The organism is Syntrophorhabdaceae bacterium (assembly GCA_028713955.1).
Taxonomy (GTDB): domain Bacteria; phylum Desulfobacterota; class Syntrophorhabdia; order Syntrophorhabdales; family Syntrophorhabdaceae; genus UBA5609.
On sequence record JAQTNJ010000065.1, the window covers coordinates 1 to 14,133 of the forward strand.

16 protein-coding genes and 1 tRNA gene are annotated in these 14,133 nt (G+C 48.5%); 10 read left to right on the forward strand and 7 right to left on the reverse strand.

Going from position 1 to position 14,133, the window contains the following annotated elements; genetic code table 11:
* The 4 genes from PHU49_07385 to PHU49_07400 form a co-directional block, all read right to left on the reverse strand.
* The coding region (locus PHU49_07385) for a C1 family peptidase (GenBank protein ID MDD5243826.1) at nt 1–1,287 on the reverse strand (1,287 nt) is incomplete at its 3' end.
* Between the two features lie 240 nt (nt 1,288–1,527).
* The gene (locus tag PHU49_07390) at nt 1,528–2,229 is read right to left on the reverse strand and encodes a response regulator transcription factor (protein MDD5243827.1); all 702 of its coding nucleotides are present in this window, start codon (nt 2,227–2,229) and stop codon (nt 1,528–1,530) included.
* A 746-nt stretch (nt 2,230–2,975) separates the two neighbouring features.
* Nucleotides 2,976–3,155, reverse strand: coding sequence for a hypothetical protein (locus tag PHU49_07395; protein MDD5243828.1), 180 nt, complete (start codon nt 3,153–3,155; stop codon nt 2,976–2,978).
* Nucleotides 3,156–3,198: 43 nt separating this feature from the next.
* A complete protein-coding gene (locus tag PHU49_07400; GenBank protein ID MDD5243829.1) occupies nt 3,199–5,163 on the reverse strand; it encodes an adenylate/guanylate cyclase domain-containing protein in 1,965 nt (654 codons plus the stop codon).
* A gap of 235 nt (nt 5,164–5,398) precedes the next feature.
* Between PHU49_07400 and PHU49_07405 the strand changes: the two genes are divergently transcribed.
* The gene (locus PHU49_07405) at nt 5,399–6,022 is read left to right on the forward strand and encodes a site-2 protease family protein (protein ID MDD5243830.1); all 624 of its coding nucleotides are present in this window, start codon (nt 5,399–5,401) and stop codon (nt 6,020–6,022) included.
* A gap of 6 nt (nt 6,023–6,028) precedes the next feature.
* On the opposite strand, the gene PHU49_07410 is transcribed toward PHU49_07405, so the two are convergent.
* Nucleotides 6,029–6,310 (reverse strand): hypothetical protein, encoded by a 282-nt coding sequence (locus tag PHU49_07410; GenBank protein MDD5243831.1) that lies wholly within the window; start codon nt 6,308–6,310, stop codon nt 6,029–6,031.
* 116 nt (nt 6,311–6,426) lie between these two features.
* On the opposite strand from PHU49_07410, the gene PHU49_07415 reads away from it, so the two are divergent.
* The 8 genes from PHU49_07415 (at nt 6,427) to PHU49_07450 (ending at nt 12,242) form a co-directional block, all read left to right on the forward strand.
* Complete coding sequence (locus PHU49_07415) at nt 6,427–8,784, forward strand: GAF domain-containing protein (GenBank protein ID MDD5243832.1); 2,358 nt, start codon at nt 6,427–6,429, stop codon at nt 8,782–8,784.
* A 424-nt stretch (nt 8,785–9,208) separates the two neighbouring features.
* Nucleotides 9,209–9,285, forward strand: a tRNA-Met gene (locus PHU49_07420).
* A gap of 197 nt (nt 9,286–9,482) precedes the next feature.
* The gene (locus tag PHU49_07425) at nt 9,483–9,683 is read left to right on the forward strand and encodes a hypothetical protein (protein ID MDD5243833.1); all 201 of its coding nucleotides are present in this window, start codon (nt 9,483–9,485) and stop codon (nt 9,681–9,683) included.
* Entirely contained in the window at nt 9,684–9,938 is a 255-nt protein-coding gene (locus PHU49_07430; protein ID MDD5243834.1) for a type II toxin-antitoxin system RelE/ParE family toxin, read from the forward strand.
* 276 nt (nt 9,939–10,214) lie between these two features.
* Nucleotides 10,215–11,066, forward strand: coding sequence for a metallophosphoesterase (locus tag PHU49_07435; protein MDD5243835.1), 852 nt, complete (start codon nt 10,215–10,217; stop codon nt 11,064–11,066).
* Nucleotides 11,067–11,099: 33 nt separating this feature from the next.
* A complete protein-coding gene (locus PHU49_07440) occupies nt 11,100–11,429 on the forward strand; it encodes a hypothetical protein (GenBank protein ID MDD5243836.1) in 330 nt (109 codons plus the stop codon).
* 179 nt (nt 11,430–11,608) lie between these two features.
* On the forward strand, nt 11,609–11,917 hold the full coding sequence (locus PHU49_07445) for a nucleotidyltransferase family protein (GenBank protein ID MDD5243837.1): 309 nt from the start codon (nt 11,609–11,611) through the stop codon (nt 11,915–11,917).
* Entirely contained in the window at nt 11,898–12,242 is a 345-nt protein-coding gene (locus PHU49_07450) for a DUF86 domain-containing protein (GenBank protein ID MDD5243838.1), read from the forward strand. Before PHU49_07445 ends, PHU49_07450 begins: the two co-directional genes overlap by 20 nt.
* 159 nt (nt 12,243–12,401) lie before the next feature.
* On the opposite strand, the gene PHU49_07455 is transcribed toward PHU49_07450, so the two are convergent.
* Complete coding sequence (locus tag PHU49_07455) at nt 12,402–12,608, reverse strand: hypothetical protein (GenBank protein ID MDD5243839.1); 207 nt, start codon at nt 12,606–12,608, stop codon at nt 12,402–12,404.
* A 106-nt stretch (nt 12,609–12,714) separates the two neighbouring features.
* Between PHU49_07455 and PHU49_07460 the strand changes: the two genes are divergently transcribed.
* Entirely contained in the window at nt 12,715–13,800 is a 1,086-nt protein-coding gene (locus PHU49_07460; protein MDD5243840.1) for a Fic family protein, read from the forward strand.
* Between the two features lie 127 nt (nt 13,801–13,927).
* Here PHU49_07460 and PHU49_07465 read toward each other — a convergent pair.
* On the reverse strand, nt 13,928–14,133 hold a 206-nt coding region (locus PHU49_07465; GenBank protein ID MDD5243841.1), incomplete at its 5' end, for a hypothetical protein.

Consider the following 14,133-nt stretch of genomic DNA (forward strand, 5'->3'; position numbering starts at 1 on the left):
AGTTGCACCATCCATTTTTCCTTCTTTTATACTGCCGGCTGCGATGCCAGCAAGAACAAAGTCTTTCGTCAGTGAAGACCCGGGGAGGATCGTTATATTCCTGCTGATAGTGGAGTAGCCGTTTCTTGAGATGGTAAGAATGTAATCTCCCGGTGGGATCGAAGGTAACCGGTATTGCCCGGTGCTGTCCGTTGTGGCGAAGTACTTCCCGACCTTTATACCTGCGTTGCCTACCGCATTGCCCGATATATCCCTGATGATACCTGCCAGACAAGATAACGCGAGGACCCCCTGTTTTACTGCGGCATCCTTACCCGTGCCGGCGGTATTACGCGGAATGCCGTCGATCACAGGAAATCCTTCAGGGATATCATTTTTATACGCGATCGTATAGCATCCGAATATAGTCTCGCTATTTATCTCGCTGTACGCGATCCTGAGATAACCATCCTCTCCCCAGTCTGTGCCCCAGCTGTCCTTGACGATAAAACACTGTTCCTCGTCATCGTATCCGACGATAAGGGCCGTGTGGTAACCTTCACGAGTCCCCCATGTATGCGTATAGATCCCTGACCCATAATAAAAGAAGTCGGTATGAACCGCCATGAGGACGACGAGAGGACCGTAGTTGTAAAGGCTGTACCTGATGGATTCGATGGTGGGATCAACCCGGTACCAGTCACTCATTTTGTGGGCCTTGCCCGGCCATTCCGGACAGATACTTGAGCAGAAATTGTCCGTGGACATATATGGGTAACAACTCTCCTGTGGAAGACCGATATCCCGGATGAAATCAGACGCGAAGTCTATCCAGCCTCCATAACAATTTCCGGCCCCGCTGCACGATAGAAGCGCCTGTTCAGACAGATCAAGGGGTGTGCCCGGCATATTTCCGGTAATAAGTATGTTTGCTTCGAGAGCGGCGGTTGTAGCAAATGCCCAGCAGGCGCTGCATTCGCCCTGATCCCTGACCGGTGTCACATAATTATTGCCGTCGTAGTTCCTCCAGTCGAGTTTCAGGGGCATGCTCACCGCAGGGGCGATGATGATCTTTTCGGTGCCCGTTGGCGTGGGAATGACCGATCCAAACCGTTTCGTTCTCTGCTCCCGGTCCAGCAGGGAAAGAGACGTATCCCGCGGTGACCAGCGTGCTTTCTTTTGCGTGATCGTCTCTGTTATCTGATTTCGTTCAAGAACGTCTGCATAGGACTGAGATACGCAAAAGGGGACAATAAACAGCAATAAGGTGGTCAAAAGGATTAAAGAAAGAATGGATTTGAATCTCATTTTTTGCCTCCTGCATCTGGTTGTTCATTGGGTCGTTGATGGTGCCTGGTACTGGATGGGGCGGCGGGTGTACAGGACAGGCTACCGCCCTGTATGCCCCATCACGGCGCGGCCTTGTTGTCCGAAGGAATCTGTTTGTGTAAAGGAAGACTTCAACTACGGATAGATTTTTGTATATTTTGAATGAGGATGTAAATAAACCAAATCCTGATGACTTATCAGGGAAATGGAGTATTTGAATTAAGCCAATGGATGATGCTTGATAAGGGATTGGTGAAAGGCAGAGTATTGCAGATCAAAGGGGATAAGACCCTCGGTTATGGCGTATTTGGTAAGCTCAGCCACACTGTTGATGTTCAGTTTATCCATGACCCTGCGGCGATGGATCTCGACTGTTTTTACACTTAGATTGAGATGTGAAGATATCTGTTTCATCGACTCTCCTTCCGCGATTAATCGTAAAACCTGACGTTCCCTGGGCGTAAGTTTATCAACCGGGAGAGCCTTCTTTCCCGTTAAGTATGCAAGATAATCTTTAAGCACGCCGCCTGTTACCGTCGGGCTCAGATAGAATTTGTCCTCAAATACCACATTGATGGCATGGATAAGCTCATTAAATGAACAATCTTTATCAAGATACCCTTTCGCCCCTGCCTTAATCATTTCGGTCATAAACCTGTTGTCGCAATATCCTGTGAGGGCAATTACTTTGATGTCGGGCAGATTTTTATTGATATATTTCGCGGCTTCTACACCGTTAAGCTCCGGTATTTGCAGGTTCATGATGACGATATGGGGCAGAAGTTTGTTTGCGAGGTCGATTGCCGTACGTCCGTTTTTTGCCTCTCCAACCAATTCGAGATCAGATTGTTTATTGATAAGAGAGCAAAGACCCTCTCTTACTATATTCTGGTTTTCGGCAAGAAGAATCTTAATTTTCATCCTTTCCTCCACTTTAACGAACAAAGAGCATTAAAGAGCATTTGCAACAACTGAAATGCCTTTTTAGTCAGGATATCTTTTCTGATTATTGTGTTCAGCGCGCATCCCCCCGGATGACTATTACTGAGACACCCACTTCGTGGGTACCCGGTCGCCCCCTCCACATCACCCGCAAGCGGGTACCCGGCCCCTGGAGCCTTCCCCTCTGGCCTGTGAACGGGCTATGTACTAATTTGTTTTAAGCTTCCCCCAACTAATAGCCTAATGTGTTGTTATTTCTAATAAAATTACAATGACATGTCAAGTATTATTTTATCGGCAGTCAGCGATGAATCCCGTTAACCTTAGCCTGATTCTTCTCGCTATCAGTCTTTTCCCTTGTTGTCATTGCGAGCCCGTAGGGCGCGGCGTAGTGTCATTGCGAGCGTAGCGCGGCGTTTTGTCATTGCGAGCCCGCAGGGCGCGGCAATCTCATTAATAGGTTATATCCTTAGATCGCCGCGTCGCTTAAGCCCTTGGCGATGATGCCATGTGTGTAAAGGGAACGAAGACTACCTCAAGGGAAGGTGATTGTTAATCGGAATAAGGGGCTACGTCGAGTCCAAATTCTTTCAAGTCCTGTGCTTCCTTGAAACCACTTGCAACCTCGGGAGATAGACCGCTTTCTGAGACTATCTTTGGTCCACCGCTACCATACTGGACTGTCTCAGAGGAGGTTTCAACTCCGTCATCATATACGGAATAGTTTATGGTCTCAGGAAACCTGCGCAGCCCGCAAGGATTAATGCTGACACTGCGACAATAGCGCACATCGAAGTCATTGTGCATCTTTTCAGAACCATTGCATATATCTCCAGGGATGACGGAGTAATTTCAATAATCCAACCATACCGGGCAGACACCTCTCCCATTTTGAGTCGTGCCATAGTATATCTCCTGAGTCAGGATAGTATAGCGTATGGTCTTTATTTAACCTGTTGTATCGTGTTTGAGAATTTCAAAAAGGGCTTCCGCCACCTCCGGATCATAATAACCCTTTTCGGTGTTTTTCCGCAGTTCGTTGACGGCAAGGCGGACATCCCATGAACCGCGATACGGCCGCCATGACGTCATCGCGCAGTAAACCTCTGCGATGGCCGTTATACGGGATCCGATCGGGATCGCTTCTCCCACAAGTCCGTCGGGATAACCATTGCCGTTCCATAATTCATGATGGTGCTTGACGATATTGAGGAGTGTTTCATCCACATACCCAAGGCGTTTTAATATAGCGACGCTCTCGATAACATATTTTTCTATCAGTTTGATCTCCTGTTCTGTGAGGCTTGCAGGCCGGTTGAGGATATGATGGGGAACAGCTTCTTTGCCCATATCCTGGAGCAGCCCTGCCTGGAGGATCGTCTGTTTAAGATCTTCGTTTAATCTCAGTTGGTCCGCTATGGCGTAGGAGAGCATGCCGGTAAGGAGTCCCCTTCCGATGGAGCCGTCGAGCGATTCCACGGCGAGCACTGCATCGAAAGGCGCCTTGATACCTGCCTCTACATCACGGTATTTTGCAACCAATGACGGAGGGATAATATTCGGATCGTGCCACCTGCTCTTAACCCCTTTTACCTCGAATACCGATATCTTGTGAAGCTTGCCTTTTAACTGGATCTTTTCGTATTCATCCTTTTTCAGGTTTGCGTCGGCATATGCAAGCCGTATCTCGGTGGAGTCGGGGTCCATGATCAGGGCATGCTCAAAACAGGAGATTGCCGCGGTAACGTCGTGTAGTCCGAAGTGTACCTTCCCCATCCGGTAAAGCAGGTCAGCGCTCTCTCCTTCCTCTACCATCCTCCCTTCGAAGACCCTTAATTGTTCCAGCAGATCTTTGTCTGACTGGCGGCTGTAACTCATATTACGGACCTTGACAACATTGATAAAGGGTTCAACCATCCGGTAGGTGACCTCATCGATATAGATCTTGTCCGGTTCGCAGATCTCTTCGAGGCGCTTTGCGACATTGACCTTGTCACCGATGGCGCTGTATGCCTGTCTGTTGACGCCCATCATTCCAACGATAGCGTTGCCTGTCGCTATGCCGATACGGAGGCGCCAGGGGATGGCAGTATCTTTCAGCCTTTCCTGTATCTTGATAGCGGCCAGAACGGACATGACGGCATGCTGGGCATAATCTATCGGTGCGCCGAACTCGACCATGACGCCGTCACCCATGTATTTGTCGATGTGGCCGCGATACAGGTCGATGACCGGTTCTATCAGACCTATAAACCTGTTCAGTTCATCGAGGACGATATCAGGCGCGTTTTGATCTGAATAGGTGGTAAAGTCCGTGAGGTCGCAGAACATGATCGTTATCTCGCGTTTTTCAATGCGGAGCTTGCCTTCAGTGGCAAGTTTCGCGACAACGGGGTCCATGGTGGTATAAAGGGTCTTTTCGACCTTTTCCTTCATCTCTTCGATGACCCGGCTTCTCTTCAGTTCCTCGTAGAGGCGGCGCGTCTCCGCAAAACCCTTTGATACGCGTTCCTGCAGGGAACCGATAATGATACTGGTGAGGACGAGAAATCCTCCCCAGATGGTGATCATTACCATAGTGCTCAATACTACTCCCGGGCTGGTGAACCACTCAGGCCGGATGAGGGCAGTAACCGCAACGAGAAGTATGATGTGGAGGCTCGCGAGGAGGGATTTATTTTTTCCGAGGAAATAAGCGGCAAGGAGGACGGGGAGATAGAAGAGGTTCAGAAAGGCGAACTTATAGGGGATAAAGAAAAAGAGGATGAGCACCAAAAAGGCTATGATCAGGACAAAGATAAGCTCAAGGTGACGGATAATGGCGTTCCGGAAACGCGTTATCGATGCCCCGCCGAATGTCGCGTCTAAGTCTATACCCGGTAACTGAGGGATATCGTCGTTATGTTGGCTCATGAAGCAATCTGTCTCCTTTGAAAGATGTGGAAATAGTGATAATCATTTCGACAAGATGCGATTTTCTGAAAACCCCTTTTACAGTTTACCAATATTCTCATTTTTATCACGGACATATATTTTTGTCAATCACAGTTATTTGCGATTGATGTTCATCGAAGGTTATGCGGGAGCTTTCCTTGCCATTTTGGATTGCTTTTACGGTCCGCTTATGTGATACTTGTGTCCATTACCTATGGGACTTATTCGTTTACTCTTTCATGATCCTTTAACCTTTTTTCTCGTGGCGATACCGCTGCTCTATTCAATAATCATCCATGAGCTTGCTCACGGGTGGGTCGCCTATAAGATGGGGGACTCGACAGCCAAATGGCTTGGCAGGTTAACCCTGGACCCGCGAAAACATCTTGACCCTATCGGGACAATAGCGCTCTTCCTCATCGGTTTCGGATGGGCCAAACCTGTTCCTGTCAATTTCAATAACCTCCGCGATGAGAGAATGGGCCTTATCTTTGTCTCTGCTGCGGGTATCGTAGCGAATACCATCCTCGCCTTCCTCTCGATGCTGCTTCTCAGGCTTGTGGCGCCCGCACCGAATACCCCTGTCTTCTTTCTTTTCTATTATGCGGCGCAGATCAACATCATGCTTGCGGCATTTAACCTGATCCCGATCCCACCCCTCGATGGGTCAAAGATACTCATGGGTTTTACTTCGAAGCGATTCCAGTATTCCCTCCAGCGGCTTGAGCCATACGGGATGTTCATTATCATAGGCTTGCTCTATCTCGGCATCCTTAATCCCGTCATCAACTTCTTCAGAGGGATCATCCTGTTGGTGATCAGGCTGCTTCTCGGATAAGCAATACTATTTTTTAGGTTCCTTGCTGTAATTCGCGCTGAGGTAGCCGGTAATGATCGCCGCCTCCTTGTCGCTAACGGGAGCATTATGGACATCTTTCATCCTTGTTACTGTAGCCTGCCATTCCTGGGGTGTCTTCTTTTTCGATGTTGCCCTGTCCGGTTTGTGACAGATACTGCATTTGCTCTCAAATAGAGCCCTGGCATCGACCTTTTCCTGACCCATTGCGGGGATTACAGATGCGGTGAGAAATACAATTCCGATTGTGTATGCAAACAATGTTTTCATAGTTATTCACTCCTTAGACTGGCGGTTTCGTATTATACCATATCGGGCTGACAGGTCAATTTACCCTTTCAAATACAGTCCCAACTGATATATAATAATCACCGGACAGGCCGGATATGGATATGAAGTTCGATATTGTAAACAGGATACTGGAGCGAAGGCTCCAGCAGGAAGATATCAAGACGATACTCGACGGTCTCAGTGAAGAGGACCGTGAAGAATTTCTTCTTAAGATCTCCGATGTGCTCGCCAAACTGACGGCGCTCCTCGAAGTTTCAAAAAAGATCTCCGACACGCTTGAACTGAACGTACTTCTCAGTCGCATGATCGAGATTACCACGGAGGCTATAAATGCCGACAGGGGTACCCTCTTTTTGAATGACAGGGAATCAAACGAGCTCTTTTCAAGGATACTGCAGGGGGAACAGGTGAACGAGATCAGGTTCCCTAACAGCGCGGGGATAGCAGGGGCGGTATTCACGAGCGGTGAGCCGATCATCATCAATGACGCCTATTCCGACCAACGGTTTAACCCCGAGGTCGATAAAAAGACAGGATACAGGACGAACAATATCCTCTGCGCGCCGATCAGGACCAGAAACAATGAGACCATCGGTGTTATCCAGCTGCTCAACAAGAAAAACGAGAATTTTCACGATGAGGACCTGTCGCTCCTTGAGGCGATCACGTCCCAGGCCTCCGCTGCCCTGCAGAATGCTCAGCTCTTCGATGAGGTCCAGAAGGCAAAAGAGGAAGAATCACAGCTTCTGGAGATCACCTCGGCCATTTCCTCCGAGCTGCAGCTCCAGCCGCTCCTCGCGAGGATCATGGAGACAACAACAGATATGCTGGACGCGGACAGGAGCACCCTTTTTATCTACGACGAAAAGACCGATGAGCTGTGGTCGCAGGTCGCCCTCGGCATTGAAACAAAAGAGATTCGCTTCCCCAGTCATCTCGGTATAGCCGGGACAGTCTTCACAACCGGCGAGACGATCAATATCCCCGACGCATACAAGGATGAACGGTTTAACCCCGAGGTTGACAAGAAGACCGGTTACACAACAAGGAACATCCTCACCATGCCCGTGAAGAACAAAGAGGGCAGGAAGATCGGTGTTATGCAGGTGCTCAATAAACGCGGAGGGCCGTTTACAAAGGTGGACGAAAACCGCCTCAGGGCCTTCTCCGCGCAGGCCTCTATTGCCATTGAAAACGCAAAGCTCTTCGATGATGTCCTGAACATGAAGAACTACAACGAGAGCATGCTCGAAAGTATGACCAACGGCGTTATTACCCTCGATGACAGGAAGCGGATCGTAAAATGTAATTCGACCGCGTTGAAGATCCTCGGCGTTACGCTGCAGGGTATTATGGGCCTTTCCGCGACGGACTATTTTTCCGGGAACAACAACTGGATCATTGAGCATGTTGACGATGTAACGAATACCGGCCAGCCTTACCTTGCGATGGATACAGAACTTTTTCTTGATGAGGACCTGAAGGTATCCGTCAATATGATGATCGTGCCCCTCATCAGCGTGAAAGGCGTGCCCATCGGATCAATGCTGGTTTTTGAAGATCTGACGAAAGAGAAGCGGCTCAAGAGCACGATGGCAAGGTATATGACGAAAGAGGTCGCCGACAAGCTCCTCGAGGCCGGCGATACGATGCTCGGCGGACAGTTGCAGGAAGCAACGGTATTCTTTTCCGATATCCGGAGTTTTACCTCCATCTCCGAGAAGATAGGCGCCCATGAAACGGTGAGCATGCTGAACGAATACTTCACCATCATGGTCGATATTATCTTCCGGTATGGCGGTGTGCTCGATAAGTATATCGGCGATGCCATTATGGCTGTCTTCGGCGCTCCTTTCGCGAGCGGCGAAGATGCCGACCGCGCTTTAATGGCGGCGATTGAGATGCTGCGCGAGTTGAGGATATTCAACGAAGAAAGGATAAAGATCGGGAAAGATCCTATCCGTATCGGGATCGGCATCAATACCGACAAGATCGTTTCAGGGAACATCGGGAGCATGAAGCGGATGGATTATACGGTCATCGGCGACGGTGTCAATCTTGCCTCCAGGCTTGAGAGCGCCAACAAGTATTACGGTTCAAGCATCCTCATCAGCGAGTTCACCTTCAGACAGTTGAAAGGAAATTATCTCTACAGGGAGGTGGACCGTATGCGGGTAAAGGGCAAGAGCGAGCCCGTTACCGTCTATGAGATCCTCGATTACCACGACGAAAAGTCTTTCGCGAACCTGAAGGAAGTCATCGGTTTGTACCACGAGGGGATAACACTCTACAGGCAGACAAGATGGCAGGAGGGCATCAGGAAGTTCAATGAGGCCCTCATATTGAACGGGCATGACCGCCTCTGCCGTATGTGCCTCGAACGCTGCGAATATTTTCTCCAGAACCCGCCTGAGGAGACCTGGGACGGCGTCTGGACGATGAAAGAAAAATAACGCGTCTCTCGTACCTCGTAACTCGCATCTCGCAACCTGTAGTCAGCTATCAGCCATGAGCCCCGTTTATTGCGTTCTTAGTGTTTATTGAGTTCATTTGGTTCCTCTGACCAGCATCGGGTATCCGGCAGTCAGTTTTGAATATCGATAATCGATCATCGAAAATCGAGCCCCAGCCTTTTTCCTTGTAGTCATTGCGAGCGAAGCGTGGCAATCTCATTCAATAGATCGCCACGTCGCTTTGCTCCTCGCGATGACAATAAAATAAGGGACCCTGGACAAGTTGCTCCTTCCATTTTTACGCCATACGGTATGCTGATCTTGTGAAGGGAAATACTTTTCACTTTTCACGTTTCACCTTTCACATTGCTTCATACAATAGTATTGACTTTGTATCGGTTTTCATTTAGTATATCGCCACAACAGCGGGGTGGAGCAGAATGGTAGCTCGTCGGGCTCATAACCCGAAGGTCACTGGTTCAAATCCGGTCCCCGCAACCAACAACAACGCGGGTTTTGGGGTTTCCCCAAAACCCCTTTTTATTTCAGGCGTCACTGGCCCGCCTCCATCTGTTGTGCCGGTCATTGCTATGAGGGACATCCTATCCCTGTTCTTTTCATAGGTGACCCCGGAGGCGCTGTATGATATAATACACAAATAGTGAAATGACAAAGCCGGAAATTAGGAGGTAGGGGACATGAAAGCAGGGGGTATGACCGCTGAAGTCTTTTTAACGGCATTCAGAACAATGCCGAAGAAGGAACAGAATATTTTTCTCAGCGAAATTATAAAGGATAATCGCCTGCGCGAGGATCTGATCGATATAGCCATCGCGGAAAACAGGGCAAAGAACAAGAGCAGGCCATTCAGGGAATTTTTGAAAGAACGAGGGATCTAATTGGGATATATTGTAGAAATAGTCCCAAAAGCAGAAAAAGAATTCCTGAAATTACCTCCGATAGAACAAAAGAAGAACCGCAACAAGATACTCTCTTTAGAAAAAGGTCCGGGGCCTGTCGGTGCTAAAAAGCTGAAGGAAACGGAATACTTTAGGATAAGGGCAGGGGATTACAGGGTAGTTTACGGTATTGACGACGGTCGCAAGATTGTAAAGATTCTGTCGATTGCGCATAGAAAGGATGTGTATAGGTAACCCCAGGGCATCTCTCGCAGGGTACGCAGAGCACACAGATTTGCGCCCTCTGCGGGCTCGAGCGAAGCGGGCGAGAGACATATTAATCCCGTGAAAGGTGAAACGTGAAAGGTTAAAGCGGTTCTCCCCGGCATCCCGCATCTACGCTTATACGCATACCCGCATCCACGATCTCCCTCCTCTCCCCTCGCTCTCCGCTCTTAGCTCTCAGCTATGCCCCTGACACCCTGTTGCCGGCAATGTCCTGTATGTTATATTAATGAGTAGGCGCTCGCAATGAATATAAATCTGAAACAAAAAAGGCGGATCGTCGTAGGAGACATCCACGGAGAGATAGGGGGCTTTCAGGAGATCCTGGGAAACGCAGGCCTGATCGACCGGGGCAGTTGGAGCGGCGGAAGCGACATCCTGATCCAGACGGGCGATGTGATCGACCGGGGGCCTTATTCTCTGGAAACGGTCGAGCTGCTGAAGGGCCTGCAAGGTGAAGCAGCGGCAGCCGGAGGCAAGGTGGTACGACTGTGCGGCAACCATGAGCTGATGATCCTCCAGGGTGACTTCATGTTCTCAGATTATAGCGATCCCCGGTCCCTTGCACACGCGCTGAAAGAGGAGATCATGAGGGGCGATATACTGGCCTCATATACCGACGGCGAGTGGCTCTATACCCATGCGGGTCTCAGGTCGGCCATACGGGACATCATCATGGATGAGATGAAGGCAGACAAGCCGGGGTTGCGATCCGGCACGATCGACCTGTTCCTGCTGTCCGAGCATATCAATGCAATATTAAGGGATGCGGTCAGGGATGATTTCCCTGAGTTGCACCCTATCTTCTATGTGGGTCCCGACAGGGGAGGGGACGATCCGTATGGCGGCATATTCTGGTGCGACTTCTCGTCCATAAGCCCCTCAGAGGAGGCATCGAAGATACCACAGATATTCGGCCATACACCGACACGAAAGAACGGAGTGAAGACCGCCCGCAGATCGAGCCTTATCGATATCGACGCCGGGATGTGCCGGGTCTACGGAGGCGGGAGGGTCTATCTTGAGATCACGCCTGAAGGCCACGTGCTGCAGCACAGCAAGACCCGTTCGGGATGGACGATAACGCCGCTTTCCTGATCTTCATCTCTCAAGGTCCTGTACTTACCGAACATGGCATTATTATGGCTGAGTTTGCAGAGATCAACGAAAGAAGGCGAGATAGTTCTTTGCCAGACCGAGGATGGGAAAACCAGACTGGATGTAAGACTGGAGAAAGAAACGATCTGGTTAGGCGCCCATCAGATAGCTGCGCTTTTTGAAAGGGATCGTTCTGTGATTGTTAAGCACATTAGAAACATTTACAAGACCAGCGAATTGTCTCCTGGTTCAACCTGTGCAAAAAATGCACAGGTTGCTGCTGATGGAAAAATCCGTTTAATTGAAAAAAGAACTGCCGCCCGGCCAGCATCCAGCATCTGTTTCTCTCTGTATTTTGCCTGAACCTTGAACGTCGAACCCTCCGCCACTGCACCGGAGGACAGGCATAGAACGTTGAACGTTTTTTCCTCGCCCCACGTTCCTCGCATTGAAGCTTTGATCCCGGGTATTTCATCCCTTCTATGAAATCGCTTTACTTAAAACAAAGAATTCTGTAAAATCGTGAAGATACAGGTAAGTATATGGTACGAACAAAAGAGGATATTTTTAATGCCCTTGAAAAAAATGGCGCCTATCTCAAAACGTTAGGCGTACGGAGAATCGGATTGTTTGGTTCTTTTCTCAAGGGATCACAACGCAAGGACAGTGACATTGATTTCCTCGTAGAATTCGAACCGTCACAGAAAACGTTCGATAATTTTATGAAGTTGTCCTTATTCCTGGAAGAATTGTTGCAACACAGGATAGAGCTGGTTACCCCTGAATCGCTTAGCCCCTATCTTGGGCCACATATACTCAGAGAGGTAGAAGATGCAGCACTCGTCGCTTGAATATGTCCGGCATATTCTCGATGAAACAGAGTACCTCGCGAGTCAGTCGAAAGATCTGGATAAAGAACGATTTCTAAAGGACGATACATTAAAACGGGCTTTTGTCCGGAGCGTAGAGATCATCGGTGAAGCGTCGAAAAAGATATCCGGAGAGCTAAAAGACCGCTATCCTGCTATAGAATGGAGATCAATTACCGGGATGCGCGATAAGCTGGTCCATGATTATTTTGGCGTAGATTATGATATCGTCTGGGATGTTGTCCGGAACAAGATCCCATTGCTCCATCAACAGATGTCCGAGCTTTTGGCAAAGGAAAACAGATAGCCCATACCCACATTTGCAAGATAAAAGACCTAACCCCATTAGCTCGCTTCCCACAAAAATATTTGTGTACAATATACTTCCCACAATGGGAAAACATATCACGCACAGGCGTGACGGGCGTGAGACATATTAATTCCGTGAAAGGTGAGAAGTGAAAGGTTAAAGCGGTTCTCCCCGGCATCCCGCATCCACGCTTATACGCATCCTCGCATCCACGATCTCCCTCACCCCTTGTTCCTTTAGTTTCTCCGGTTCTAACTTTGAACCTTGAACCCTCCGCCACTGCACCGGAGGACAGGCATAGAACGTTGAACAGTTGTTGCTTCCGCCGTTAGCTGAAAAAATTATTTGTATTTTTGATTTCATAGGGATAGAATGGCTTCAAAGGGTTCGGCGTAAGCAACGGGCAGGAGAGTTAGAAGACAGGCTGAGGTTAAGGCTGAGATAAAGAAAAACCTGAAAGGATTGGGCTATGAAATTTGATCCGGCAAAACCTTACAACGATTTACCCCTTTTGCCTCCGAAAGTTGATATAGAAACGAAACCGATACTTAAGAAAACAATTAGCGCCGGGCGAGCGCTGGCAGAATTGAAAGGTCTCGGAGAAACGATCCCAAATCAGTCTATCCTTATCAATTCGTTGGTTTTACAGGAAGCAAAAGCAAGCTCAGAGATTGAAAACATAATTACTACAGAAGATGCCCTGTTCAGAGCATTTACTGCTGCAACAACCCAGATAGATCCGGCGACAAAAGAGGTCCTTCGCTACAGAGAGGCATTGTGGGAAGGTTACAACATGCTCAAGAAAAACAACCTGCTGACAACGAATCTCTTTATCAAAATCTATCAAATAATAAAGCAGAATAAGTCAGGAATAAGGAATACCCCGGGTACAAAGATCAAAAATGTCTCAACCGGAAAGATTGTTTTTACCCCTCCCGAGGGAGAACGAATTATACGTGATAAGCTAAGCAATCTTGAGAAATATATCCATAAAGAGAATTTGGTCGACTCATTAATTAAGCTTGCTGTCATACACTATCAATTCGAAACGATTCACCCCTTCACAGACGGTAATGGAAGGACAGGGCGTATCTTGAACACTCTCTATCTTGTGCAGAAAGGACTTCTCGATTTCCCGGTTCTATACCTGAGCAAGTACATAATCGAGAAGAAGACAGACTATTATCGACTTTTAAGAAGGGTAACGGAATATGGTGAATGGGAGCCATGGATACTCTACATGCTGGATGGCATAGAAAAGACCGCTGTTTTTACGCGCGAGCGAATTCTTGCAATACGGGCGCTTATGTCAAAAATAGCGGAACGTGCCAAGAAAGAATTACCGGCTCGGGTCTATTCGAAGGAGCTGATCGAGTTGCTCTTCCACCAGCCTTACACAAAAGGACAGTTTTTGATCGACGCCAGGATAGCGAAACGTCAAACCGCTGCAGAATATCTACGGGAACTGGAAAAGATAGGTATTCTTGAGGCACACAAAATAGGAAAAGAAATCCTCTACCTAAATACAGCGCTGTATAGTTTGCTGTCGCGATAACATGTCGATATCATCGACACGAGAAAATAACATGTCGATAAAATACAGTTTGTTAGACACGTACCGAGAACGTGTCCAGGACGTGGACGCGTGCCCTTGGAGAGCTTAGCCTTTTTCCCCTAACGCCTCACGTTCCTCCCCCCGAGCTGCAATCTTTTCCCCCATCCACGCTTATACGCATACCCGCATCCACGATCTCCCTCTCTCCTCGCTCCTTTAGTTTCTCCGGTTCTAACTTTGAACCTTGAACCCTCCGCCACTGCACCGGAGGACAGGCATAGAACATTGAACAGTTGTTGCTTCCGCCGTTAGCTGAAAAAATTATTTGTATTT